The 26,063-nt window shown below is 42.9% G+C and carries 26 protein-coding genes; 8 read left to right on the top strand and 18 right to left on the bottom strand.

Features of this window, described 5'->3' with window-relative positions:
• Positions 1 to 5: 5 nt before the first annotated feature.
• The 13 genes from LEP1GSC185_RS17455 to LEP1GSC185_RS17395 form a co-directional block, all read right to left on the bottom strand.
• Complete coding sequence (locus tag LEP1GSC185_RS17455; protein WP_008592539.1) at positions 6 to 1,988, bottom strand: FapA family protein; 1,983 nt, start codon at positions 1,986 to 1,988, stop codon at positions 6 to 8.
• Positions 1,989 to 2,017: 29 nt separating this feature from the next.
• Positions 2,018 to 2,818, bottom strand: a complete 801-nt coding sequence (gene whiG / locus LEP1GSC185_RS17450; RefSeq protein ID WP_008592176.1) for an RNA polymerase sigma factor WhiG — start codon at positions 2,816 to 2,818, stop codon at positions 2,018 to 2,020.
• 197 nt (positions 2,819 to 3,015) lie between these two features.
• Positions 3,016 to 3,501 carry a hypothetical protein gene (locus tag LEP1GSC185_RS17445; protein ID WP_008592725.1) on the bottom strand — a complete coding sequence of 162 codons (486 nt, stop codon included), beginning with the start codon at positions 3,499 to 3,501 and terminating at the stop codon, positions 3,016 to 3,018.
• Complete coding sequence (locus LEP1GSC185_RS17440) at positions 3,498 to 4,403, bottom strand: MinD/ParA family protein (protein ID WP_008597222.1); 906 nt, start codon at positions 4,401 to 4,403, stop codon at positions 3,498 to 3,500. The genes LEP1GSC185_RS17445 and LEP1GSC185_RS17440 overlap by 4 nt, the downstream gene beginning before the upstream one ends.
• Before the next feature lie 38 nt (positions 4,404 to 4,441).
• Positions 4,442 to 5,716, bottom strand: coding sequence for a flagellar biosynthesis GTPase FlhF (gene flhF / locus LEP1GSC185_RS17435; RefSeq protein WP_008592364.1), 1,275 nt, complete (start codon positions 5,714 to 5,716; stop codon positions 4,442 to 4,444).
• A 39-nt stretch (positions 5,717 to 5,755) separates the two neighbouring features.
• On the bottom strand, positions 5,756 to 7,873 hold the full coding sequence (locus tag LEP1GSC185_RS17430; protein ID WP_008592279.1) for a flagellar biosynthesis protein FlhA: 2,118 nt from the start codon (positions 7,871 to 7,873) through the stop codon (positions 5,756 to 5,758).
• A gap of 15 nt (positions 7,874 to 7,888) precedes the next feature.
• Entirely contained in the window at positions 7,889 to 9,136 is a 1,248-nt protein-coding gene (locus LEP1GSC185_RS17425; protein WP_008592532.1) for an EscU/YscU/HrcU family type III secretion system export apparatus switch protein, read from the bottom strand.
• Entirely contained in the window at positions 9,136 to 9,915 is a 780-nt protein-coding gene (gene fliR, locus LEP1GSC185_RS17420; protein ID WP_008592674.1) for a flagellar biosynthetic protein FliR, read from the bottom strand. The genes LEP1GSC185_RS17425 and fliR overlap by 1 nt, the downstream gene beginning before the upstream one ends.
• A 9-nt stretch (positions 9,916 to 9,924) precedes the next feature.
• Positions 9,925 to 10,188, bottom strand: coding sequence for a flagellar biosynthesis protein FliQ (gene fliQ / locus LEP1GSC185_RS17415; RefSeq protein WP_008592775.1), 264 nt, complete (start codon positions 10,186 to 10,188; stop codon positions 9,925 to 9,927).
• Positions 10,185 to 10,979 carry a flagellar type III secretion system pore protein FliP gene (gene fliP, locus LEP1GSC185_RS17410; RefSeq protein ID WP_024864059.1) on the bottom strand — a complete coding sequence of 265 codons (795 nt, stop codon included), beginning with the start codon at positions 10,977 to 10,979 and terminating at the stop codon, positions 10,185 to 10,187. Before fliP ends, fliQ begins: the two co-directional genes overlap by 4 nt.
• A gap of 56 nt (positions 10,980 to 11,035) precedes the next feature.
• Positions 11,036 to 11,824 (bottom strand): flagellar biosynthetic protein FliO, encoded by a 789-nt coding sequence (fliO, locus tag LEP1GSC185_RS17405; protein ID WP_008592843.1) that lies wholly within the window; start codon positions 11,822 to 11,824, stop codon positions 11,036 to 11,038.
• A complete protein-coding gene (gene fliN, locus LEP1GSC185_RS17400; RefSeq protein ID WP_008592963.1) occupies positions 11,821 to 12,894 on the bottom strand; it encodes a flagellar motor switch protein FliN in 1,074 nt (357 codons plus the stop codon). Before fliN ends, fliO begins: the two co-directional genes overlap by 4 nt.
• 163 nt (positions 12,895 to 13,057) lie before the next feature.
• Entirely contained in the window at positions 13,058 to 13,258 is a 201-nt protein-coding gene (locus tag LEP1GSC185_RS17395; RefSeq protein ID WP_008592255.1) for a DUF2283 domain-containing protein, read from the bottom strand.
• A 371-nt stretch (positions 13,259 to 13,629) separates the two neighbouring features.
• Here LEP1GSC185_RS17395 and LEP1GSC185_RS17390 point away from each other — a divergent pair, with 371 nt between their 5' ends.
• From LEP1GSC185_RS17390 to ilvA, 7 genes are all read left to right on the top strand, one after another.
• Positions 13,630 to 13,989 (top strand): ArsR/SmtB family transcription factor, encoded by a 360-nt coding sequence (locus LEP1GSC185_RS17390; RefSeq protein WP_008592739.1) that lies wholly within the window; start codon positions 13,630 to 13,632, stop codon positions 13,987 to 13,989.
• 60 nt (positions 13,990 to 14,049) lie between these two features.
• Positions 14,050 to 15,618 (top strand): MFS transporter, encoded by a 1,569-nt coding sequence (locus LEP1GSC185_RS17385; protein WP_008592367.1) that lies wholly within the window; start codon positions 14,050 to 14,052, stop codon positions 15,616 to 15,618.
• 30 nt (positions 15,619 to 15,648) lie between these two features.
• The gene (locus LEP1GSC185_RS17380) at positions 15,649 to 16,104 is read left to right on the top strand and encodes an SRPBCC family protein (protein ID WP_008592342.1); all 456 of its coding nucleotides are present in this window, start codon (positions 15,649 to 15,651) and stop codon (positions 16,102 to 16,104) included.
• A 67-nt stretch (positions 16,105 to 16,171) separates the two neighbouring features.
• Positions 16,172 to 16,642 carry an SRPBCC family protein gene (locus tag LEP1GSC185_RS17375; RefSeq protein WP_008592464.1) on the top strand — a complete coding sequence of 157 codons (471 nt, stop codon included), beginning with the start codon at positions 16,172 to 16,174 and terminating at the stop codon, positions 16,640 to 16,642.
• Positions 16,643 to 16,772: 130 nt separating this feature from the next.
• Positions 16,773 to 16,994 carry a hypothetical protein gene (locus tag LEP1GSC185_RS17370; protein WP_008592661.1) on the top strand — a complete coding sequence of 74 codons (222 nt, stop codon included), beginning with the start codon at positions 16,773 to 16,775 and terminating at the stop codon, positions 16,992 to 16,994.
• Between the two features lie 37 nt (positions 16,995 to 17,031).
• On the top strand, positions 17,032 to 17,466 hold the full coding sequence (locus LEP1GSC185_RS17365) for a DoxX family protein (RefSeq protein WP_008592997.1): 435 nt from the start codon (positions 17,032 to 17,034) through the stop codon (positions 17,464 to 17,466).
• A 49-nt stretch (positions 17,467 to 17,515) separates the two neighbouring features.
• Positions 17,516 to 19,033, top strand: a complete 1,518-nt coding sequence (gene ilvA, locus LEP1GSC185_RS17360) for a threonine ammonia-lyase, biosynthetic (protein WP_008592853.1) — start codon at positions 17,516 to 17,518, stop codon at positions 19,031 to 19,033.
• A 32-nt stretch (positions 19,034 to 19,065) separates the two neighbouring features.
• Here the strand turns inward: ilvA and LEP1GSC185_RS17355 are convergent, their stop codons facing one another.
• From LEP1GSC185_RS17355 to asd, 3 genes are read right to left on the bottom strand one after another with little or no spacing between them, the layout of a single operon-like run.
• Positions 19,066 to 19,557: a hypothetical protein gene (locus tag LEP1GSC185_RS17355; RefSeq protein ID WP_008592178.1), complete on the bottom strand. Its 492-nt coding sequence runs from the start codon at positions 19,555 to 19,557 to the stop codon at positions 19,066 to 19,068.
• On the bottom strand, positions 19,554 to 19,883 hold the full coding sequence (locus LEP1GSC185_RS17350; protein WP_008592147.1) for a DUF971 domain-containing protein: 330 nt from the start codon (positions 19,881 to 19,883) through the stop codon (positions 19,554 to 19,556). The genes LEP1GSC185_RS17355 and LEP1GSC185_RS17350 overlap by 4 nt, the downstream gene beginning before the upstream one ends.
• 3 nt (positions 19,884 to 19,886) lie before the next feature.
• Entirely contained in the window at positions 19,887 to 22,109 is a 2,223-nt protein-coding gene (gene asd, locus LEP1GSC185_RS17345) for an archaetidylserine decarboxylase (protein ID WP_008592562.1), read from the bottom strand.
• A 189-nt stretch (positions 22,110 to 22,298) separates the two neighbouring features.
• Here asd and LEP1GSC185_RS17340 point away from each other — a divergent pair, with 189 nt between their 5' ends.
• Complete coding sequence (locus LEP1GSC185_RS17340) at positions 22,299 to 23,108, top strand: LIC_11366 family protein (RefSeq protein WP_008592490.1); 810 nt, start codon at positions 22,299 to 22,301, stop codon at positions 23,106 to 23,108.
• Positions 23,109 to 23,119: 11 nt separating this feature from the next.
• On the opposite strand, the gene LEP1GSC185_RS17335 is transcribed toward LEP1GSC185_RS17340, so the two are convergent.
• Positions 23,120 to 23,758 (bottom strand): START domain-containing protein, encoded by a 639-nt coding sequence (locus tag LEP1GSC185_RS17335; RefSeq protein WP_008592773.1) that lies wholly within the window; start codon positions 23,756 to 23,758, stop codon positions 23,120 to 23,122.
• A 111-nt stretch (positions 23,759 to 23,869) separates the two neighbouring features.
• Positions 23,870 to 26,041: a 7TM diverse intracellular signaling domain-containing protein gene (locus LEP1GSC185_RS17330; RefSeq protein ID WP_008592939.1), complete on the bottom strand. Its 2,172-nt coding sequence runs from the start codon at positions 26,039 to 26,041 to the stop codon at positions 23,870 to 23,872.
• Between the last annotated feature and the right edge of the window lie 22 nt (positions 26,042 to 26,063).

Genomic DNA, 26,063 nt, shown 5'->3' with positions numbered 1-26,063 from the left:
ATCCTTTATTTTCCTCTAGATCTGTTTTTTCTCCAGTCTTTTTTATCCGGTTCAGGATCTTGGTACGGCAATTGTCTAATAACCCCGTTCTCTTCCACAAAACTCTTATGTTTGATCTCATTACGGGTCTTAAATTCCGCACTTTTGATCTTGATGGTAACCCCACCGTATAAGGTCTTTTCGACGCTGATCTTTCCGTTCGCGGCTCTTTCTTCTATATACGCCTTGAGATTCTGGATCTCGTTTTCGTATTCTCGGACCCGGATCTCCAGTTTTTCGGTAGCCTTACTGGTTTTGATCAATTGTTGCTCATGGTCTTGGGTAAAAGATGCCGGATCATTCTCCTTTCTCGCCTTAAGAGTCTTTAGACTCTTGGAGATCTGCTCGAACTTATCCTGGTTTTCTGCCAGTTTTTCTTCGTATTCTGAGATTTGTTTTAATACTTTTGGATCCGTTCCTACAATCAACTCTGTTGCTGGGTTGGCGGAAGATCCTATGACCTTGGCCGCAATGGTATCGGAAGCACGAATCGTACCTCCTACAATTTGCCCCCTCTTACCGTTGGAGATCACTTTCCCCCCGGCGCTCACAAAGCAGTGTAGGATTCCTTCCTGCACTACTACGTCTTTTTCGGTGACTACGGTTGCGTTCTGAATGAACTTTGCAATCACGTTCCCGCCAGTGGATTCGATCCTGGCCTCGTCTCTTCCGGAAACCCCTTGGCGAATGATAATGTCCCCATCCGCTTCTACGTTTGCTTTTTGGACAGTGCCGTAGATCTCTATATTTCCCGCTGCCTTGACCGAATAATTGTCCTCTACGTTCCCAGTGATGATTACGGAACCTAAGAATGTAACGTTACCTGTTTTGATACCCACGTCCCCGTTGACCCTGTAAACCGTTTCGACGGAAAGTCTACCGCTTGCATAGACAACTTGTCCGTTCACCTCCGCAGTGAGTTTGGTCCTGTCTTCGGAAAGGATAGTACCCTTACCTTGTTTGAGTTCGGTATCTAATCCGTCTTTTGCTGGTAGAAGTTCGTTGAATAATGTGCGTCCGTATTTCCCTCTTTCCGCAGGAATTTTTTCCGCCAGAAGTTGTCCTACAACAACGTTCTCTATCAGGTCCATATCTTTGTAGTCTACTTTTCCGGACTCGTCTTCTCGGAAGACTACCTTCTTGCTGACACGTACATGGAAGATAACCTGAGCATTTTTTCCGTTAACAGGAGGATCTCCTTCTGCAGCGGTGAAAGGTTGGTTATAAAATTCGTCCTCCAACCTTTTTTGGATCTCTTCTTCTTTTACTCCGTATTTAATCCCTGCATTTTTGAGATAATTGACTACGTCTTTTACTTCCAGATCTCTTCCGCCCGGTTTTGGAGGGATAAAAGTAATCTTTGCCTTCATCTTATCGGGAGCGATATCCAATACCATTTTCCCCTCGGCGCCCTGCCTTGGTTTCATATTGGAAATATAAATAGGTTCTCCCTTTGTCTCTTTTACGATCTTGCGGATCTGGCCATCGTCTACTTCGTTTACGCCTCTAACGGAAAGTCTTCGAGAAACTTCCGACAATTCGATCGCCTTTCCTTCGCCGGATGGGGGATATACTGTGAGGTAAACTCCGTTGCGGAAAATTTGAACGACTGCTTTTCCGTCTCTATCCTTAGGTTGTAGGAACTCTTTCAGATCTTTGGAGACTAGTTTTCCGGAGCCGCCGGTGAGCTTTTTGTCCAATTCCGAGAGTTCGTCTAAGAAAGTATCTTCCGGAAGAATGGATGCTCTGATATGCCAAGGTTCCGATCCGAAAAGTTTTTTCTTTCCGCGTTTGATTACTATATAGTCCAGCTCGTGTGATTTTCGTTTGAGATGTGCTGCAGCCATCTGCAGACATTTCTCCAAAGTAGGAGCTATTACTTCTACCTGCTCGTTTTGGAGCTTATCTAGTTCTTTAGATTGGTCTTTAAGAAAGGATGTAAGACTCAAAAGAAGCTCCTCTGAGACGGTTCGGTATATTATTTTTTACTAATAACCGATTTCACTTTTCCTAATTTACTACGAAGCCTTGCGACAGCTCTCGTATGAAGTTGGGAAATCCTGGACTCGGTTACTTCCAATACTTCTCCGATCTCTTTTAAGGTTAGATCTTCGTAATAATAAAGGACGATTACTTTTTTTTCTTTGTCCGGAAGTGTCTTAATCGCTTCCACGATCACGTTTTTGATTTCTTCTTTTTCGATGATCGTGTCAGGATTCATGTTCATTGGAGATTCTAATGTCTCCATGAAAGAAACCTCGTCGTTCTCATCGCCAAGGAACCAAATATCATTTAAAGAAACGAGTGACGTGCCGCTGATCTTAGTAAGAAGAGAGTTGAACTCCTCGACGGAGATCCCCATTTCTTTTGCGATCGCTTCGTCCTCTACATGAGCGCCCTCTTTGTTCTCGAGCATTCCGATAATTTGCTCCAACTGTTTCGCTTTTTGGCGAATAGAGCGGGGAATCCAATCGATAGAACGAAGTTCGTCGAAGATAGAACCTCTGATCCGGGTCATCGCATAGGTTTTAAATTTGATCTGTCTTTCCGGATCGAATTTTTCGATCGCATCTAGAAGACCGAATACCCCGTATGAAACAAGATCATCGAACTCAACATTTTGAGGCATACCGATCGCGATACGACCAGCTACGTGTTTGACTAGAGGAGAATATTTTTCTACAAGATAACTGCGAATATTTTGGTCTTTTGAATCCCGGTAGGACTTCCAAAGTTCGGTTTCATCCGTATTATTGTATTTTTCGAAAAGTTTGGACATAACAACGGAATAGGATGGTCCTCTGCTTAAGAGTGTCGTGGACCAAACCGATTTGCAATAGCATTTTTTGACTCAAAAAAGGGAAATCAAGCAGTTTTTTGTCTCATTGGGTTTCTGGGCGGATTTAAGCCAAAATCGCGATGTAAATCGTGTGTTGGAGTTCCAACGAGCCAAGAATTCGGTCGGAAAGATTTTTACTATTTGTCCTGGCTGCCGTCGTCTTTGGCGAGCATGGTCCGGATCGCTTCCGCCATTAACTTAGGCTCGTTTTTGATCGCGATATTTTCTACAATGATATGATCTCCGAATTTATCCGCTTTTTTGCGAGGGATACCACTTGCAGCCGCTCGGATCTCGTCCGCGCTACTTGGAGAATCGAAATTAACGGTAGAAGTATCCATATCCGCGTGCTCCGAATGAGAATGACGACCCCCGCCATCCAAACCATCCTCGTCTCCCAAGGAATGAGCCCCGGTAAAATTGCTTAAAAGTTCCAAAAACTCTGGGACCTTAGCAGCTAAAACGGAATAAACCCCGAATCCGAAAACAGACATACCGACCGTGGATAAAAAGGTAATAAATAGAATATGGCCGAAGTAATTTCCGACCATGATGCCGCAGACAAGACTAATGATGAGTCCTAAAAAGGAGAAAAAAGCGAGGAAACCGATTTGCAGGTTCACTCTTCCTCGCTCTGTTGTTTTTCTCTAACGTCCACAAAATTGAAAAACTTACGGAAGAATCCTGTAATTCCGGAGTCGTCCAAATTGTCCATTTCTTGGTTGAGTAGAGAATAAGTGATCCGATTCAAACAAGCGGCCGCTTTGCTCTTAGGTGAATGGATGATATAAGGTTTTTGCTCCCGGATACTTTTTTCCACCTCGTCGTCCTGGAAGATAAATCCTAAATTTTCGACTCTCACTTCTAGGAACTGGCCTGAGATATCGATCACACGATCTGCAACCTTTTTGCCTTCGATAGCGGAACGCACACGGTTGACGACCATCTTTAGATTTTTGTCCCTACTTTGGGAAACGATCGCTTTGATGAGACCATAAGAGTCGGTGATTGCGGTTGGTTCAGGCGTAGTAACTACGATTACATCGTCCGCAGGAAGTGTAAGTCCGATCACGTTAGAACTGATCCCTGCTCCGGTGTCTATGATCATATAATCATAGGAATCCAGATCGGCAAATCCTTTGATCAAATTATTTCTTTGGGTATCGTTCAGGTTCGCAAGTTGAGAATATCCGCTTGCGCCCGCAATGATATCCACTCCTTCCGGAGCTTGGATGATGATGTCCTTTAAACTTTTATGTCCCTTGACTACATGATACAAATTATACTTAGGGATGATCCCTAAGATCACATTTACGTTAGCGAGTCCTAGGTCTCCGTCGAATACTAGGACTTTCTGTCCCGCCTTAGCCATGGAGATAGCTAGATTTACGGAGATAGTACTTTTACCGACCCCACCCTTTCCGGAAGCGATCGCTATAATCTTAGTCATAGGTTTGGTTGAAGACACGAGTTTTAAACTCGTATTACCCTCGGTAAGTTTCCGCAACTGAGTCGCTTGGTCCATCCTAACCTCTTTCTCTGGGACTTAGGTTTATCGAAACCTTAAGCGGAGAATACTTCTCCACGGATCTCGATGAGTTTTTCCGGATTTACTGCGCATTCAGCGAGTTGGTGTTTTTCCGCTGGGATCATATCGAAGGGAACTTCTTGACCAACACTTAAATGGGTAAAACCCTTATTAAGTGTATCGGCTAGTTCCAGAAATCCACCCAAAAATTCCGCTTCGTCCAGTTTAGTTAATAAAATTCTACGGAAACCAAGAGGTTCGTAGGCTTTCATTACGGAGTGGGTGTGATGATACGAAGATGTGGCGGATAATACAAGGATATTTTCGACGTTGTCCCTTTCTCCGAATGCGGAAAGATATCCGTACATTTTGCTAAGCTGGTCCACATTACGATGGCTATAACCCGCAGTATCTATTAGGATCAGCTCTGATCCGTCTCTTGCCAGGGTCTCCTGAAAACGTTTCAGATCTTTTACCGCATAAAAAGGCATTTCCATGGTATCCGCGTAGCGTTTTAGCTGTTCGATTGCCGCGATCCTATAGTTGTCGGTTGTGTAAAGTGACACTGATTTTCCCATATGAAGATGGTACTTAGCGGCTAGTTTTGCGATACTAGTTGTCTTTCCACTACCGGTAGGCCCCACAAAGAAGACCACTTTTCTCTGTCCCCTTCTAGTTCCCTTAAAAATATCAGGTTCCACCTGCACTCTTTCAGAAAGAACTTCTACGATTTTTTCCTGAACTGCCACTGTACGAGAACGATCCAAAGGGGAAAGTCTCTGCTCCACCTGGGAAATAATTTCTTCCGCGTAAGCCTCGCTCATTCCTTCTTTGATAAGTTTATCCCTCATTTTAAGGATATTGGAATCCTGCTCTTTGCGGATCGGCCTTACAATTTTAGGCTCGAATTCTTTGGAGAAAGAAAGCCCTAAATTTTCCTCGGACTCTATTTCTTCAGATGTGACTTCTATTAGTTCTTTAGGCAAAGAAGAAGTCCTCGGACGAGAAGTTCTTTCTTCCCAACTAGGTAACTCTTCCAGACTTCTTCTTTTTTCAGAGCCAAGAGTAGACTTTTGTTTCAGCAATTCTTTTAGGTCTTGGAGTTTTTTCTCCACCTTCTCTCTGGAACTTGCCTTTTCAGGGATCCCGACTTGGATCTCGACGACCTTGCGGGCCATAAGACCTGTTCCAAACACCCCACCTTCGGTCAAAATCCTATGTTCGATGACATGGGCTTCCGGGCCGTATTTCATCTTCATCTGCATTAGGCAATCCTGTAGATCCTTGCCCCTAATCTTTGCGAAATCCATGTTATCCTCCTGTGTTTTCGATTAAAATATTACGTTTTCTTAAACCACTTCTGCGGGTTCCGCCGCCTGGGCTTGTGCGATCCTGAGCTCTCCCGCGATTACCGTAGGAACGGAAGAATGCACCTCTTCTAAAGCGAGCACCGCAAAGTTCCTAGGCGGGAATTCTTTCGCTAAGAAATAAGCGAAAGGCATTCTCACCTCTCTGTTGACCACATAGATCGGGAATCCTCTTCCTTCTTGTACCCTTCGGTTCATATCCGCAACGGATTCCAATAGTCTTCTTTGGAAATCGGGAGGAAGGACTAAAATATCCCTTCCTTCCAAACGATCTTGCGCCAGAGATTTGTTCAATCTGTCGAGCACCCGGCCTTCTACCACAATGACTTGTAGTTTTCCATCCACCATATAATCTTTTACGATCGTATTGGAGATTGCCTGTCTTACGAATTCCGTAAGAACGTACGGGTTCGGATACTTGCCCATCTTGTTTGCGACAGTTTCCAAAATCGGGACCAGGTTTCGAATTCCCAAACCTTCTCTGAGAAGATTTTGAAGAACTTGCTGGAGCATTCCCAAATTTCCCGGCTTGTCTGCTTCCAATTCTTGGATGAGAGTCGGATACTGAGATCTGTAATGATCCAGAAGTTTTTTGACTTCTTCTCTTCCAAGTAAACTGGAAGCATGAGTCGCGAGTAATTCTCTCAAATATGTTATGATAACGGTGGAAGAATCCACCACGATAAATCCTTTGGACTCCGCATCTCCTTTCGAATCCGCAGAGATCCATTTCGCAGTCCTTCCATAAGCAGGTTCTAAGAAAGATTCTCCTTCGATAGAGGAAAGATCTTGGCTTTCCGCGGAAGGCATCGCCATCAGTTTTTCAGGACGGATAGTGCTGGAACCTACCTCCACTCCGTTGATCTTAATCGTGAATTGATCCGGAGGTATTTCCAAATTATCTAATATACGGATCGGAGGAATGACGATCCCGCTTTCACGCGCAAACTTTCCTCTTAAGTTGGAGATCTGATCCATCAATGTTCCGCCTTGAGAAGCGTCCACTAACGGCACCAAATGATAACCGAATTCGATCTCGATAGGCTCTATCCTAAGTTCGTCGTAATAATCCCTAGGTTTGCGATCCCCCACAGATTCTTTTTCCTTCTTCTCCAAAACCTCAAGCTGTTCTTGCACTGTTCTTTCCAAGGAATATGCAAGATACGCAAGTCCGCCTGCAAGAAGCACCATCGGAATAAAAGGTAAACCAGGTATAAATGCGCCAAGACCCATGGAAGCGGCTACTACATACAATACTCTGGAGTTCGCAAATAGCTGGGTCTTAAATTGTTTTGCAAGATCCGATTCGGATCCGGAACGGGTAACAATTATACCCGTTGCAACAGTTGTGAGAAGCGCTGGGATTTGAGAAACAAGTCCGTCACCTATAGTGAACTTTCCGTAGGTTTCGATCGCGGATATAAAGGATTCTCCGCGGATACTTGCTCCGATAATGACTCCTCCAACTAGGTTGATCGCTGTGATGATAAGTCCAGCTCTCACGTCACCTTGCACGAACTTACTCGCTCCATCCATGGAACCGTAAAAGTCCACTTCTTCCTCTATCTTCTTTCTTCTTTTGCGAGCTTCCGCCTCGTTAATATTTCCGGTGGAAAGTTCCATATCGATTGCCATCTGTTTACCGGGCAATGCGTCCAATGTAAATCTTGCTGCCACTTCCGAGATACGGGTTGCACCTTTGGTGATCACGAGAACCTGAACGATCACTAAAATTAAGAAGATAATAAATCCGACTACGTACTTGCTCAAACCAGATTCACTTCCTACGATGAAGGAACCGAATGCATCTATGATAGCGCTATTTACCGCGGGACCTTTTGACAAAATTTGTCTGGTCGTCGAAACGTTCAAAGCCAATCGATAGATCGTAGTGATCAACAATAAGCTTGGGAAAATGGAAAACTCGGACGGCTCTTTAATGGATAAAGATGTCAGAACGATCAGTAAACTCAAGGCTAAGCTGAATAATATCAAAATATCCAGAACAAATCCAGGTAGAGGAACTACCAACATCCCGACAATTGCAACTGCTCCCGCACCCAGGATGAAGTCGGATTGTGTGTACCATTTCTTATCCATAATATTCTCCTAGGCTTAAGAAGCGTTTCGGAACGCTCTCCGGAAAGATTCGAGTTTTGTGAAGATCACACTAAGGGCCGTATAGAATTTGGCAGGAACTTCCTGACCGATTTCTACCTCGTCGTAAAGTGTTCTTGCCATTGGACGGTCTTCTACCGTAGCGATATCGTTCGCCTTTGCAACGCGAATGATACGTAATGCAAAATCGTCTACGCCCTTTGCGATCACGACCGGCGCTCTATGTTTGTTAGGCTTATACTCTAATGCCACTGCAAAGTGGGTTGGATTCGTAATGACTACGTCCGCTTTCGGGACTTCCGCCAGCATCTTGCTTTTTTTGATCTGGTCCCTAGCCATTTGCCTTCTTCTAGCTTGCAAAGAAGGATCCCCATCTTGCTCCTTCATCTCTCTTTTGGATTCGGAAGGAGTCATTTTGAGGGCTTCTTCGTATTCGTATTTTTGGAAGAAATAATCTCCGATACTGATCGCGAGTAGAAGTATCCCTACCACTATAAAAATTTTAAATGCCGTATAAGTGATTAATGCTACGGATTCTTCTAAGCCCATATTTCCGAGCATCAGTATCTTGAAGAAGTCCTTCTCTATTACAAAATAAGAGACCCAAGCGATTACAGCCACTTTGACTAAGGATTTTGCTAAACCGAATAACGTCTGGCGATTCGGAAGCACCTTTTTGAAATTCGGACGTATCCTTCCGAAATTGAACGCAAGAGCTCTGGGAGCGAATAAAAACCCGGTCTGGACTACATTACCAATAATCGCAGCAACCACTGTGATCCCCATCAAAGGAAGAAGAAGTTGAGTGATATCCGCGAGAGCGTTGTTCAGAAGTTCGCCTACCGTTTCCGAACTAACCACATTCGCAGAACGTATTCCGAAAAAATATTTCCTCAATAGATAGTAGGATCTCATGAAAAAATATTCTCCCATAAGATACATTAAAACAATGCCTGCTAAAAGAACGACTGCAGATGCGACTTCAGGGCTTTTGGGAACATTTCCTTTTTCTCTTTCTTCCCTTCTTCTTCTTTCGCTGGCCGGTTGTGTACGTCCCTCATCTTCCGCGGCGAATAATTGCAGATCGATCCGGAAAGGAGTAGTTGCGGGGACTGGCTGCGAGTGCGAAGTAGCATGTTGGAATTCCAACATCGCATTAGAAAAGAATCCCCACGCCCTGTGCAGGAGTTCCAACACGGCAATCTTAGAAAAAAATCCGAATATCTTCTTCCAAAAGGAGCCCATTAATTCGGCCACCCTTTCAGCATTAGGTTCATCTTCTCGAAAGAAAGCTGGAATGCATTGTCCATCTGAGTGATCAAGAATGGAACGATCAGGATCATCACAATAAGACCGATCGCAATCTTAATGGGAAAGCTAAGCTGTAAAATATTTAACTGAGGAGCTGCTTTTCCCATCAGCGCTTCCGAAACTGTGACTAAAAAAAGAACTCCAAGTATCGGCAAAGAAATTTTAAAAGCGACTAGGAACATCGCACCTACCGCTTCTTCCATTGCCTTGTATAGACCATCTTGGATCTCAGGCACGAGTTTTAAGACCTGTACTTTCTCGAAAGAATATACCAAACTTTCGAACAGGAAACGGTAAGCTCCCAAAGAAAGGAATAGGAGCATACCCAACATATTTTTTAGAGTGCTGATAACGGGAAGACTTGTTTGAGAGATCGGGTCCAAGATCTCCGCGTAACCGAAACCAAGTTGAACGTTAAAAAATTCTCCCGCCATTTGGAATGAAGAAAAAACCAAACTCACCAAAAATCCCATGAGTATCCCGATCAGAGCCTCAGCCATAACAATCAAACCGTAATCGATCATATTGCCCGGGATCGGAGGAACAAAGGAAGCGCTTACAGGAAATAAGATCACCGAGATCAGAAAACCAAGAGTCATTCTTTGCGGAAAACTGATGGAGGCAAAGGAAAACACAGGAGCTACGGATAGAAGCCCCACGATCCTTGCCAGGATCAGAAGAAAGACTTGGAAATTTCCTATAAAGTATTCCATTTTTTGAATCTAAAACTTCTCTATCATCAGGAAAAGATCCCTGGTATAATCAGTCATGGTTTGGAGCATCCAGCCGGCAAAGATCACTATTACTGCAAAAATAGACAGTAACTTAGGAACGAAAGCGATCGTAGGCTCTTGGATAGAAGTTGTGGTTTGCAAAATTCCTATAATAAGCCCAACCACCATCGCAGTAAATAAAATGGGGGCAGAAAGTTTTAGAGTCACAAACAAAGCATCCCTGATCAGAGTGATTGCATCTACTTCCGTCATTTATAACTCCTTACGAGCTCGTAGACGATTAAATTCCAACCATCCACCAGAACGAATAAGATCAATTTAAACGGTAAACTCACCATCACAGGAGGAAGCATATTCAAACCCATGGAGAGAAGTGCGGAAGCGACCACAAGATCGACTACTATAAAAGGAATAAATATTATGATCCCGATCCAAAACGCTTTCTTTATTTCCGAAAGCATGAAGGCGGGAATCAGAACGTAATTCGGAACATCGTCGAATGATTCCACATTCTCCACTTTACCGATCTTTAAGAACAAAGCCACATCCTTGGCTCCACTTGTCCCGATCTGCCTCATCATAAATTCCCTAAGAGGGATCATGGACTTATCGAAAAATTCGTTTGTGTCTATCTTACCTTCCATGTACGGATTTAAACCTTTCTCGTACACGATATTCAAAGTGGGCGCCATAATGAAGAATGTCATGAATAATGCGAGCCCCACCATTACTTGGTTAGGTGGAAGGTTCTGAATAGAAAGAGCCCTTCTTACAAAATCCAAAACAATCACTATCTTGGTAAAAGAAGTCAGGGACATCACAATGGCAGGAGCCAAAGAAAGAATAGTGACCAAAAAAAGAATCATCAAAGAAAGACTTGTCTCTCTCGGACCTTTTGCTTCGTTCACATTGATATTCAAATTCGGAATCGGAATCCTAGGGGCCTTGGCTTGCGCGTAAGTTTCTTCCGGGATTGCAACGATCAATATGGTAAAAAGAAGAACACCCGAAAGTATCTTCCACATAACCGAGTTATGTCTCATACCTTCGGAAAACTTTTTCCCTGCCTTTGTAGCGAACCCCTCTCCCACATTTCCCCCTAGTTCAAATCGAATAATCCGTTCTCCAGATTATTCCTTTCCTTCTTAATTTCGTCTAACTTCTCTTTGAGTTTTCTCTGTTTCTCTTTTCTTTCGCCAGGCGTTTGCCGAAAAGTTTGTTCCTCTTCCTCCGACTTTCCTGTCAGACGGATATTCAAATCCTTTAATTGTTCCAGAGCGGTGACCAAAAAACCGCCTTCCGGAGGTTTGAACTCGTCTCTCATCCTTTGGAGTCTCGCCTTAGTCTCCGTATCAGTAATTTCGGAGATTAAATTGATACCGTTATCCGCCACACCCAACACAAAAATCTGTCCAGTCACTTCTACGATCTGAAGCTGCTTATTCGTCCCCAAGTTCAAACTTCCGAGAAGATTCATTTCTCCTCGGACAGGAAGAGAACCTTCTCTGGATTTTGCGAGAGTGCGAAGTACCCAATACGCGGCTCCACAAAGAATTCCTAATACAAGAACGATCCTAAATAAAATTCCGGCGAGACTAGGCCCGTCCGAAACAGGCTTATATCTTTCTTCCACAGGATTCGGTGCCGCTTCGGTAGCTGGCTCCTTCTTCTCTTCCTGCTTGGGAGCGGATATTGTGGAAGATTCGGAAGTCTTTTTTTCGGAGGTTCCCAATTCTTTCTTAAGAACTTCGTCCATTTGTTCTCTCTCGGAACCCTGAGAATACAATCCTCCGGCGATACCCGATAAAATACAAAAGACTCCGAACGCCAAAGCGAGGGAGCCGAATCCTGAAAAAAACGAATGGATCGTTTGAAAAATTCGGCTCATCCGCCTCCTGACTCCGGCTTGATCCTATCGGCCGGACTTACGATATCCGTTACACGCACACCGAAGTTTTCGTCGATGACCACGACCTCTCCCTTCGCAATCAACTTACCGTTTACTAAAAGATCCACAGGCTCACCTGCAAGCTTGTCTAATTCGATGATGGAACCTTCTCCCAAACCTAAGATATCTTTAATATACATCTTGGTTCTTCCGAGTTCCACTGTCACAGACATTTGAACGTCCATGAGAAGGTTCAGGTTCGGCGTGCCTTGGGCACCGCTTGCAGTAGCAAGGTTCGGGAAAGAAACGCCCTTCATTCCTACCTGAGAAATTCCGCCACCGCCCATTCCGCCTTGGTAGCCACCGGAAGCGTAATCTCCTCCCCCTCCTCCTCCGGATCTTTTAGAAAGAGAGAGAATATCATTCGCCATAGATAAAGAGAGAATGAATTGAACTCTGAAGGATGGAAGTCCTTCTATCGCTAAATTGAAGAATGTACGAACTAGTGGATCACCTTCAGGAAGCACTAACGCAGCCGGAGAAGTTACATGCCTGGTCTCCGCAGGAGACCCGTTCACTCCACCACCGGTCTTAGCAGCGATCTGAGACTGAAGAGCCCCCATGATAGGAGTTAAACTATCTCTTAATGTTTGTAGTTGGCCTTCGTCTAGGCCACCTGAATCAAAGCCACCCATCATCATATTCGCGATGCGAGCCGCATTATCCGCGCCCATTGCAAGCACAACTCTACCGTTCAGATTTCCGGAATAGGTAGAATATAATAAAAACGTGTTGGATTTAAGTTCCGCTTCCACATCCTTCCGGGACTTTGCCTCGGAAGTAGGATTCATAAAATTAGAAGTTTTGGAAAGAATAGCGGCTAGAGTATTTCCAGCAGTCATAAAACAATGAGAAAGAAAATCGGACAGAAGATCCCTATCTACCGGAGAAAGACCGGCAGCTTCCTTGGACCCGCCTCCGGCAGCCATGCTACTGCCTGGATCGAATGTGTCATTTGCACCCGCTAAAAGGGCATCTATTTCTTCCTGGGAAAGGGATCCTTCACCCATCTTGGGCACTCTCTCTTAGTTTTGGATTAGGAGACATAATAAAAAGAAATTTGTCGACCCTTTTTTTTCTTGCTCAGAAAATCAGCGGAAAAGAGCCGTGATGAACTATTAGATAAAACCCCAATTTTAGGGTGAAAACAAGTATATTTCTATAAAAATGAAATCAGGTTTCTATGGTCTCGATCAGGAAAGAAGAAAGGTCTACATACTTAGAAGCATTTCCGTGGATGTCGATCCCCACAAGCTTGCCTTCAGCATCCAAATCTATGTTCAGATCCGTGCTCACTTCCCTGGTTTCTGCCGAGGGCCGGTCAGCTAAATCGATATAAACGGAATCAGTTTCAGGATAATGGATAACTTTCATCTTTTAAAACCTCGATCGAAAAAGGCATTATGAACAGTTTTGCGATCTTCTAAGGTAATAACTCGAAGGTATTTTTGAGCCTCGTCAATCCATTTCCAGTAACGAAACCTTTTATCGATTTGAATCACCATATAGTCCGGATTAGAGATCGTCTCCCTGACCCATTCTAAACGAATCTCGGGCCGCCTTTCTAATACCGTAACGAAATAACGAGTCTAGTGCACGAAGCTTCAGGTCACGACCTCGTCATCTCAAGCACGGAAAATCGCTCCAGACCAGCTTCCCTGTCCGAATTTTTTGGATCTACCTCGCAGATTGGGCTTGACTGACGATCCGAAGTCCCTTATTTTACCAAATGGTAAATTAACTAAATGGTTAAATACGAGACACAATCCGATCGACTGAGCAATACTTTTGCCGCTCTGGCAGACCCAACCAGGAGGGAGATCTTACTCTATCTGGTTTCAGGAGAGGCAACTGTTAAGGAACTTGCAGAACCCTTTAATATGAGCCTCCCCGGAATTTCCAAACACCTAAAGGTTTTGGAAAAGGCGGGCTTGATTGAAAGAGGGAGAGAGGCTCAATGGAGGCCTTGCAGGATCCGACCTGACGGCTTAAAGGAAGCTTCCGGATGGCTGGATCATTACCGTCATTTTTGGGAAGAAAGTTTGGATCGTTTAGATGCGTATCTACAACAACTCCAAGCTAAAAATAAAGAGCCGGAAAAATAGGAATCATCCGGGAATTTGTCCCGGTGTTATATTAGAATTATATAAAAAGGTACATTCAGAATGTCTGAAACTAAAACTGAAAATATTCCCAAAGCCACACGAAAAGAATGGATTGGCTTAGCGGTAATCGCACTCCCCTGCCTTCTATACGCAATGGATTTAACGGTTCTTTATTTGGCGGCTCCCCAATTGTCCGCAGATCTGAATCCGACCCCTTCTCAACAATTATGGATCATGGATATCTACGGCTTTTTGGTCGCAGGTTTTCTTGTGATTATGGGAAATTTGGGAGATAGGATCGGGCGCCGTAAACTTCTTCTCTATGGAGCAGCTGCATTCGGAGTGGCATCGGTTCTTGCTGCATTTTCGCCTAGTTCCGAAATTTTGATCTTAACTCGTGCAATTTTAGGTATCACGGCGGCCACCTTAGCTCCTTCTACTCTATCATTAATTCGTAATATGTTTTTGGATCCTGAAGAAAGGACTTTTGCGATCGGTATCTGGGGTATGAGCTTCTCTTTAGGCGGAGCGATCGGACCTCTTGCAGGCGGTGTTCTTTTAGAATATTTCTGGTGGGGATCCGTCTTCTTGATGAGTGTCCCTATTATGATCCTTCTTCTTATTGTCGGTCCTAAACTTCTTCCGGAGTTTAAGGATCCGAATTCAGGTAAGATGGACCTACCTAGTGCAGTTCTATCCCTGGTATCTGTGCTTTCTATCATCTATGGATTGAAACAGATCGCGGAAAATGGTTTTGGAATTGTTCCTACTCTTACCATACTTGCCGGACTTTTGATTGGAGTGATCTTTATCAAAAGACAAACTACTCTGGCAGATCCAATGATAGATCTTCAGTTGTTTAAACTTCCGGCATTCAGCGCGGCTGTTATTGGAAATACGATGACCATCTTTGTAGGATTAGGAGGATTCCTATTTATTTCTCAATATTTACAATTGGTTTTAGGACTTTCTCCTTTAGAAGCAGGACTTTGGACTCTACCCGGAGCAGCCGGGAATGTGATCGGTTCTCTTACAATTCCGATTATCGCTCGTAATATGCGTCCATTATATGCAATGTTAGGTGGCCTTTTCTTACTCGCAATTGGTATGCTCCTCTATGCTCTGATCAATATTGAGAATGGAATTTGGATGATAATAGCAGGATCAATAATCATGTCCTTCGGGATATGCACAGTTGTGATCTTAGGAACAGACATCATCGTAGGTTCTGCCCCCCCGGAAAGAGCGGGAGCTGCTGCCTCTATTTCTGAGACAGCGGCAGAGTTCGGAGGAGTTCTCGGAATTGCAGTACTCGGAAGTATAGGCGTCGCGATTTTCAAATCCAGGATCAATTCAATTGATCTACCTGGGCTTACTCCCGAACAATTAGAAAGTTCTCATAATACTTTAGCTTCCGCGGTTGCCGTAGCGAAAGAACTTCCGGAACCTACTAGGCAAATACTGCTTACCACCGCCCAAGGCGCATTTACCGATTCTTTGCATTTTGTTTCTTTTTTGAGCGTTGGGATCTCTGTTGCTCTGGCATTTGCGATCTTCTTCATATTAAGGGACAGAAAAGAACCCAAAGTAGTCGCAGAACCGGCAGAACTAGACAAAGTAGCAAGATAATATTAAAATAATATAAATAAGGTAAATGGAATGAAGGCAGAAATTTCAGTAGTTGGAAAAGAAATCATAGGGATTAAGACTTTAGACGCACCGAGAGAATTAGTTTGGGAAGTTTGGACTGACCCTAAACAAGTAGCTATCTGGTGGGGACCGAACGGTTTTACGAATACAATTCACGAAATGAGCGTAAAACCGGGAGGGATCTGGAGATTTACAATGCACGGTCCGGATGGAACAGATTATCCGAATCACATCCAGTTCATCGAAGTGATCAAACCTGAAAAACTAGTCTACGACCATGGAGACGATGCCAATCCGAAACAATTCCATGTAATCGTTCTTTTCGAAGAAGATGGTCCCAAAACTAAACTCACCATGAGAACCATTTTCCCAAGCGAAGAAGAAGTCAAAAACGTTGTCAAATATGCATTGGATGGGCTTAGAGAAACTTTGGGACGTCTACAGGATTTTTTGGAAAGGAAATAAAAGATCTCCGATCGATCCCGAAGTAACTTTGAATATAATAATTTTCTAAATAGAGGAGAAGAAGTTTGTGAGCGAGATCAAACAACCTGAATTTAAAGAAATGATACTGACTAGGACTATAAACGCTCCGAGAGACCTGGTTTGGAAAGCTTGGACGGATCCGAATATGGTGTCTCAATGGTGGGGTCCACACGGTTTTACGGCTCCTCTATGCCAATTAGATCTTCGGCCAGGCGGAGAGATCCTGATCCATATGAAAGATCCGGAAGGCGGGATCAATCCGATGAGCGGGAAATATAAAGAGATCGTCACTTTAGAAAAGATAGTATTCTCCTCTTATATCGCTTTTGAAATGGACGGCAAAAAACCTGCAGCGGAAATCCAGATCACTATTCTGTTTGCGGACAAGGGTTCTCAAACGGAACTTCAAGTGCGCGCACTTCCGATCAAAGTGGATCCGGAACTTTATCCTGCAGTGGAAGGTATGGAAGAAGGTTGGACCCAAACCCTCGATAAACTTACTGCAATTTTTGCTTAATTTCCCCGGATGGGAAACACAAAAAATAAACATTAAGGAAACAGAATATGAAAGTAAATCCGTTGCAAATACTGAGTTTTTGGATCATCATCTTTCCTTTCCAAAAAAGGAAAAGAGCCGGAGCTTAAAGATGGACTCAAAAGTGGGAGGGTACTCCCACTATTTTCATAAATCTCCTCCCAATAAGGAGAAGATTCACACCAAAAAAGCTCAGAACGACATTTTTCATAAAAAAAGGATCTTTTTTACGGCCCTATTTTCCGTTCCCGAGGAAAAACAGGAGATAAGCCGATTTTGGGAGGAAGCCTTGGAAAGATTAGCGGAACTTCTCCGTAAGATCCAAGGATCTTGATATTAGAATATTATTAAAATTTAAAGGAAACTATTGGATGAATTTGGACATATTTAAGAACGAAACCCTAAATATCAAAGCGGATATCGCAATCTTAGTGGCAAGAGCGGTCTGCGGTTACGCATTTATACTACATGGTTGGGGAAAAATACAAGATCCTCTTCATTGGATGGGACCAGATTCCTCTGTGCCTGCTGTTTTCCAATTTTTAGCCGCTCTTTCCGAATTCGGCGGAGGGATAGCTTGGGTGATTGGACTTTTGACAAGGCTTGCTTCCTTCGGTATCGTTTGTACCATGATCGTGGCTGCATACTTTCATTCGGTGATCTTGGGGGATTCTTTTATCAATCTGACGGGCGGTAGATCGTACGAATTGGCAGGAGTGTTTTTTACCATCTCTCTGGTATTTCTAACGGTAGGCGCAGGAAGATTCTCTTTAGATCAAAAAATCTTTGGAAGTAAATCCGAGTAGGTTAAATTCTATCCTTAAGAGCGGTTTTTGCTCTTAGGGATTACCTTTCGTGATAGATTATATCCGCAAAATTTTAGACGCAAGAGTGTACGACGTAGCGGTCCATACCCCCTTGGACCCGATGATCCGAATGAGCCAAAGATTAAATTCTTCGGTTCTTTTAAAAAGGGAGGATCTACAACCTATCTTCTCCTTTAAGATCAGAGGAGCATATAATCTAATCTCCAGACTTTCTCCCGACGAAAAAAGATCAGGAGTGATTTGTGCCTCCGCTGGGAATCATGCTCAAGGAGTTGCACTCTCCGCCCAAAAATTAGGGATAAAAGCGATCATCGTCATGCCCGTCACTACCCCATCCATCAAAATAGAAGCGGTCCAATATTTCGGAGCAGAGATCGTTCTCCATGGAGATACCTTTGACGATGCATACTCTCATGCCAGAAAATTAGAAAAGGAGAATGGACTAAGATTCATTCATCCTTACGATGATCCGGATGTGATCGCAGGGCAAGGCACGGTAGGTCTGGAAATTTTACAGCAGTATGCCGATCCGATCGAAGCGGTTTTTATTCAGATCGGAGGCGGCGGTTTGGCAGCAGGTATTGCTTCTTATATAAAATTTTTAAGACCTGAAATCAAAGTAATCGGAGTAGAACCTTCGGATGCAGCTTCGATGAAAGAAGCAATATCCGCAGGCAAAAGGATCATTTTAGATAGAGTCGGATTATTTGCGGACGGAGTTGCAGTTAGGCAAGCGGGAGCGGAAACATTCAAAGTTTGTAAAGAACTTCTGGACGACGTAATAGTATCTAACACGGACGAGATCTGCGCCGCAGTTAAGGATATATTCGAAGACATGAGAGTGATCGCGGAACCCGCAGGTGCATTGTCCCTCGCAGGATTAAAATCTTACGTAAACAAAAATCCGAATCGATCAGGAGCGCTCATAGCGATCAATAGCGGCGCTAATATGAATTTTGATAGGCTTAGACATGTGGCGGAAAGAGCTGAGATCGGAGAATCAAGAGAAATTTTACTCGGGGTTACCATTCCGGAAAAACCGGGAAGTTATCTGAAATTTGTTCAGACTTTAGGGAATAAGATCATCACCGAATTCAATTATAGATATGCGACGGACAAACAAGCACATGTATTCGTCGGTTTAAAATTAAAAGGCGCCCATTCCGAAAAAGAAAAGGTAATCTCCGAGTTAGAATCCTTAGGCTACGAGGTTTTGGATATAAGCGCGAACGAAACCGCTAAGATCCATATCCGATATATGGTTGGCGGAAGAGTTTCCGAACTCAAAGACGAGATCATCTTAAGATGCGAATTCCCGGAACGTCCCGGAGCCTTATTGAAATTCTTAGAATCGGTCGGAACCGATTGGAACATTACATTATTCCATTATAGAAATCATGGAGCGGATTACGGAAGAGTATTAGTCGGATTCCAGGTTCCTTCTTCCGATAGAGAAGGTTTTAGAGAAAGACTCAAAAGTTTAGGCTATCCATACGAAGAAGAGACGGATAACCCGGCCTATAAGATGTTCTTGCACAGCGTTTGATCAAAGATTGAGAAACGATCTAAGCCAATTATCTAGGCGTCTATCCTAAAGTAGGCTTTTTTCACCATTTTTTGGACGTCATATCTTTGGCCTGGATCTTCTCCTAAACAAAAGAACATAATTCCATACATTACATTTTCTTTAAATAAGGTGATATGGAGAATGTGAAGATTACTTCCTTTATCTTTATAATGCACACTGAATGCTGGACGGCTCGCTACTTCTAATTCTCCGAATTCGATGATCCTGCCGTTTCCCTTTTTGATAGAATCTATGACCCCTATCTGGAAATCACGATTTAAGGCGCCTTGGTCTATCGGTTCCGTTAATTCTCTTCGAGTGATCAAAACACTTGCAGATTCATTATAATCTTTTGCAGCAAAAATCCCACCTGCAAACGGTTCCATAGGAAACCAATCGAATGGTATGGTCAGATTGAGAGGAGAATTCGGCTCCTTCTTCTTTTCCGGAGAAAGAGACGAAAATACCGAAAATATCAGAAACACGAAAAGTATACGATTCATGGGATCCCAAGATCCCCTGGTTCACCTTGCCAATATAGTCTGAGAGAATCGAAACTATAAATACCTGTATTATGATAATCCCCCCAGACCAAATTGATTGCGTATCTTCCCACCTTGGAAAAAGACAATAATTTAGCGTCCTTGATCCCGCCGGTCGTAGCTCCTACTTTTCCCCCGTGGCCACCCTTGCAAACAACGCAGGGACATCTTTTTCTGAGCTCCAATAGCGGAAATTCGGAGATCACTCCGTCTTTCCATTCTATTTTTAGAATATTCTCATCGAATTCTATGGTTTCTGGCGTAGTCGCTTTTAAACTAAGGCTCATATTTTATCTAGGAAGTTTTAAGACCTGTTTTCTGAAAGTCCCGATCGTAGTTCCGTAAGTAACCTTTTCATTTAGAGGAAGGTCCGCAAAATCGAAGGTATCTCTTTCCAGTATCAAGATAACCGTGGAACCCATTTCAAATCTGCCCAATTCCGCACCTTTCTCGATCATAATGGAAACGTCTTTATAATCTTCTTCTTTGGTGGTTCTGATCAAAGTATTTGTGATGATCTTTTTATCGTAAGTCACACGGATACGACCTACATTGGAAGCCCCCACTTTAATCACAGCGACAAGTCCATATTCTGTCTGCAAGAACGTGATCAATCTTTCGTTTTTAGGGAAAAGTCCTCTAATCCCAAAAACAGCCAATTCGTTTACAGGGAAAAGTTTTCCAGGTTCATAATAATATCCTAATATTCTTCCATACGCGGGAGAATGTATCCTATGATAGTCCTGAGGAGAAAGATAGAATGTGATATATTTTCCGTTCTGAAATTTGGAAAGATACTTATCTCCTCCTATCAATTCCTTTAGGTTATAATCCACACCTTTTGCTTGGAGGATCACCTGATCGTTAATATCTCCGAAACCTGTGATCCTTGCGTCAACCGGAGAAACAAGCGCATTCTCCGCGGAATCTATGATCCTTGCGCCTGCTTTTAACGCTCTGGTGAAAAACTGGTTCAAAGAATTATATTCTTGGATTTCTAACTCCGCCTCGTTCAAATTGATCTTATAGGCCTTCGCAAACGCCTTTAAGATCGGGATCATGATAAACCTAGGCAGTCTCAAAGAAGCCAAAATCCCGAATAACAAAGAAACCAAGTTTTTAGGTAGGATAGAAAGAAGAAGTAGATAGAAGTCCTTAAAGATTTCGTAATGCGCCCCACCTTCCAGGAATTTTCTTAGTTCTCCCTGTGCCACCTTAGCTAAAAGGACCAAACTGATTAAAACTGGGACCGCGGTGATTAGAGCAAGTCCATAACCGATACCGAATACCTGTAATAGAAACTCTTCTCCATATTGAACGTAAGCGTATGCGGAACCGAGCAAAGAAACTACGAATAAAATCCGATACGCGTTTGCGAATTTTTCTCCGAAAATATATCTAGCGTTTTGTTCTCCTGTATAGAACCATCCGGAGATCGCAACGATAGAGAATAATAAGAAAGAAACGATCAAAGCAAGTCTTGCTGGATCGGTAGGTCCGTTTATTAGTACGAATAAGAAATTCCTAACAGACTCAACATCCTTTACTCCAAAGGAGAATAACGCGTAAATCACAAGAGTGGAGACCACAAATCCTTCGAAAAATGTGGCAAGCATACTCACGATCCCTTGTTTTGCGGCTGAATCGGTACGGACCACTCCTGCAACTCCCGCACTCTTTCCGATCCCTGTTTCAGTGGACAAGAAGAACATTCCGGTTCCAGTGCTGAAAATCCTTGCGAGAGAGAATCCTCCCCCAAGTAGTAAGGAGAAAGGTTGCATAGCTTCTTTAAATACGGATTCTAAGAATACGTAAAAATTCCCTAAATGATCCCTAAACAATAGAACATAACTTAAGAAAAATAGGATTAGACCTATAGGAGCGATATAAGAAGAAACTTTTCCGATCCTTCTGATCCCGCCTAACACTACGAATACGACTATGATGGAGATCAAAAATGGAACTGTCATCCCTTGGATATCCAGTCCATTCTGCGCTAAGAAAGAAGCGCCTAAAACGGGGATAGCACTTCCCATAGAAAGTACAGTCAATAAACAAGCCAAAGAAAAAGCGATAGCAAGCCATCTTGCTCTAAGCGCCTTTTCTATAAAATACATCGGACCGGAAAGATATCTCCCACTTTCCAATTTGATCCTGAATCTGATCGCTAGTGTAGAGGAAACAAAACGAAGCGGCATGATCAGAAAACTAGAGAGCCAAATCCAAACTAAAACCCCCGGACCCGCTAATACCAATGCAAGCGCGGAACCGAGCACTGCTCCGGGAAGTAAAGAGGAACCTGTTCCCGCATAGAATGCTTGAGAATGTACCAAACGTCCTCGGGAACCTTTGTAGTCCATGTTCCCGGAAAAAATTTTAATCGCTAAAAATAGGAATCGGACCTGTGGAAACTTCAAACGAAAGGTAAGGTATATCCCTATAAAAACTAAAAAGTAAAAATAAGGTTTTAGAAGATCCAAATCCAAGAACGGAAATAGTTTAGTAGTCAGCATCCCAATCAATCTTTCCTTAAAATAAAGGCTTTTACAATTCTTGGCCCGGAAAATTCTGCTAGCATGCCGGGCTCCTACACAGTTTTCACGCATCCAGTCCCAAAACCACTCCTTTTTAAAAAGCCGTCGGGGCCCAAAAGGAGAAGAGCAAGTTTCATTTCTATCCTCCTGACCGGGATCTTATTCGGAATGATTTCCTTGGGCGCAGAAGAAAGTGTTACAACCACGCCCAAACTGAAGGAAATGCCTGAAAACAGGGCTTCTGAAACTCAGGATACTTGGGAATTTGGAGCCAGATTTGGTTTCGGAATGAGAGGACCCAACAGATTCGATCAGAATTTAAACGGTTTTAGTTCCAACCTCAATCCACTCGTGGCCAGCCAAACAAAGCAGGAAAATACAAGAGGAAGTATTCAGGGAGAATTTTTAGCCAGGACCAGATTCAGCGAAAATTTTAAGATCGGGATGATAGGTGGATACAGATACTTCGATCCGTTTCGTCTTACCAATCTAACTTCCGAACCTTTTTATACGAATCTGAATTTCCAAATGGAAAGTTTTTATATTTTAGGAATGGTCTGGCAGGAAGGTAGATTGAATAGATACTTTCGTTGGGAAACCGGGCTCGGACTCGGAATTACAAGAGCATTGTGGGTTACAAAAGGTTATGCTACCGACGGAAAAGAATACTACCAACAAAACGGTAATATGAGAGGAAGCGGATTAGAATTCCGATTGGAAGGTTCTTTGATCCATCCAATCAATGAAAGAGTGAGCTTAAGCTTCGGCACTTATTTAGCATGGATCAATATCACTTCTTTTGACGGTTCCTTTAACGGAGATACTGCATCCTTTTATGTAAGACAAGACGGAAGACTTTCTCCTCTTACTGAATCCGCCAACCAGGATAATATATTACTCTCCAACCAATATTCCAGAAAGTTGGACATGCAGTCCGCATATGGAGGACTATTTTTCGGCGTAAATTATAAATTATAGAATTCTAATACTCATTTAGGCACTGGAATAAATAGATCCGGGTGTTTGGGAGAATTGATATATTTGGACTCCGTCACCTTCTCTTTCATTTTCCTTAATGTTTCATATGGAATGTCCACTACCACAAAATTTGCAATGGAGCTAGGGATACTTCCCCCAGGGTCGCTCAGTATTTGGTAGGTAACCTCTATCTCGTCCCCAACTGGCACAAACTTCCAAAAACCTTTAAGCGTTCCTCTTACGAGTCCTTTTTTCTCCGCGACTATATTCGCGACAGGTCGAATTGTGTAGGTTACTGCTCCTGTGGTTTTATCCTGGCTAAAAGTAGTATGGATAACGAAGTCCCTATCATCCACCGGCCAAGGTGCTCCATTTTGGATATAAATATACTTTTCTCTTGTATTTAAAACTTTAACCGCTTCCGCATGTTTACAATTTTTAAACCAAGTCACATAGTTCGGATTATCCTCCATTAAAGAGATCACGGTATTTAGATCCGTTTTAAGTTTTGTTTTTCCACGGAACTCTTTTAACTCCGAACCTTCTACAGCTCTTGTATGAATAGTGATCCCGTTTTTCTCCTTCTCCAAATCCCAAGAAAATATCCGCATTGGAATTAAAAGAAAAACGATCATATAAATATGTTTCATAGGAATATTTTAACCTCACGAGAAATGCTTCCGAGCCGAAGCAATGATCTAACCGGATCTAAGATCAGATCAACCGTAAAATCGAGTCTCAATTTTCCAAGTTAGGAAATATTAATCAATATCTAAAGAACTCGGTTCTCTTTTGTATTTAAGAGGCTTTTGGAGATATTTAATTAAAAGGACCTTATTCCCTTTTTCGTTAAATTTTACTACGTCGAAAACTTTCCGGGTCATCATGATCCCGCGACCGTGCGTATAACTTTCCTCGTTCAGTTTTTCTCCGTCTAAATTTAACATCTTCTTAAAATCGAAACCGTCTCCCTCGTCCTCTATCTCGAAACCGATCCTTTTAGAATTTAGGGAATAAGCTACTTTTACGTTTCTTGCACCGTAAAAAGCCTCTCTCTGCCTTTTTTGTATGAACTCCATATAATTTCCGGATTTCATCGCTTCCGTTTTTTCATCAAAGCTGATCCCCAAATTTCCATGCTCAATCGCATTGATCAGAACTTCTCGAAGACATGTTCGGATCGCGGTTATTATCTCGGAACCTGCAAACTGACTTAACTTGGAAGTAAGCTGCCTACTTAGGATATCCGCATTTCTGAGATAATTATTCACGGTGAAATGCATACTTTCTGAGACCAAAAAGCGAGATAGAATATCCTCGGAGATCTCAGAAACTTTACCGAGCACCTTTCTGCCCGCTTCACTCTCGAAAGATTGGAGACGGATCTTTACAGGTTTAGGTTCCATTACGTATTTCTGTTTGAATTCGGAATGGAACTCGACAGTCTTTCTGGTTCGTAAATGTTCTTCTAATTTCTCTTTAGCAAGAAGGATTACTATAGAACCTTCCTGGGTATCTATAGTATATATCAGATCTAAAAAATTTTTACCTTCTACTTCTGCAGGTTTATAGCCTGTGAGCCTGGAGAGGGTCCGATTTGCATCCTTAATATTTCCCTCTTGGTCCAATGTAAGTAGAAGTTCTTCCGCTCCTTCAAACAAATTCCTAAATCTAAGCTCGGATTGTTCTATCGCGTGTTTTGCCTCGTTCAAATCTTCCACCTTGGAAGAAAGATCTTTGGAAAGGTCGTTTACTCTATCGGCTAAGGCCAAGGCCAAGAGAAGGATATGTATCGCAGTCCCAATCTCCACTCCCCAATAAGCCAAAGAAATTGTATGAGGAATGATTCCGGAAAATCTTAAGACGAATACGAACGCTCCCGTAACTAGCGCAATCCATGCTCCCAAAAAGAAAAGTGCAGGTCGGATGTTCCTGGAAAATCCCTGAAACCCCAAATACAAGATAACGGCTAACGTGATCGTAGAAAGGAACATATAAAGCGCTAACGCGAAACTGAAAGGGAAAAAATACCCGACAACTACAAGTATATAAGATAAAATTGATATTCCTTTCAGAACCTTATTCGAATTCGGATAATCGTTAGGAGCATCGAAATAAAGTCGGATAAAATCCGCAGTGGTCGCTGAGACTAAAAACGTAAAGGAAGTGATTATATGACTTGCCCACACTACAGAGTTGGGCCAAAAAAATTGGAAAGAATAACCGTGGAGGGACCACTGGGTCAAGACTCCAGCGCCAACATATCCGAAAAACGCCAAATATGTTCTTTCCCTTGTGGATAAGAACAAAAATAAATTATACAACGCCATTACCAAAAGAGATCCGAAATAGATCCCAAGTAATATCTGCTCATTGCTAATATTCGAAAAAAAATCCTCCGACTTATACGCGTATGCAGCAAAGTTTATGGAACTTTTGGTTTGGATCTTTAAATAGACTGTGTCCTTCTCTCCTGCCTTTAATTCTAAAGGAAAACTAGGGAACCTATATTGTATCGGTCTCTCTCCAAAAGGAACTCTATCCCCGCCCCGGAACAAAACCTGGTCACCTTTGGAGGCAAGATATAATTCCGCCTTATCCAGTTGGCTATAATGGATTTCCAAAATCCAAGAAACAGAATGAGAAGATTTATTTTCAAGAGGGATCCGAAACCAGTGAGCCAGATCCGAATAACCTAAACTCGCAGAAGAAAGAGGATAAAATTCTTTCTTTTGCATTTTTTCGAAGCTTGTGCCTCCTTCTAGGTCGGCCCAAACCTCGGCATGAGGAACCAATGATATCCCATCATAAGGAAGGGAAGAAGGATCGAACGCAAAAATCGGACTAAAAAAGGAAAAGATCAAAAAAGTGAACGAGAGTTTACAAAAAACTCTCGAAGGCAAAAAATTCTGGATGTCCAAAAACCTTTTCACTCTTTCTAAAAAACCGGAGGGA

Source organism: Leptospira licerasiae serovar Varillal str. VAR 010 (genome assembly GCF_000244755.1).
Lineage (GTDB): Bacteria > Spirochaetota > Leptospiria > Leptospirales > Leptospiraceae > Leptospira_B > Leptospira_B licerasiae.
This window is presented reverse-complemented; position numbering and strand designations above follow the sequence as displayed.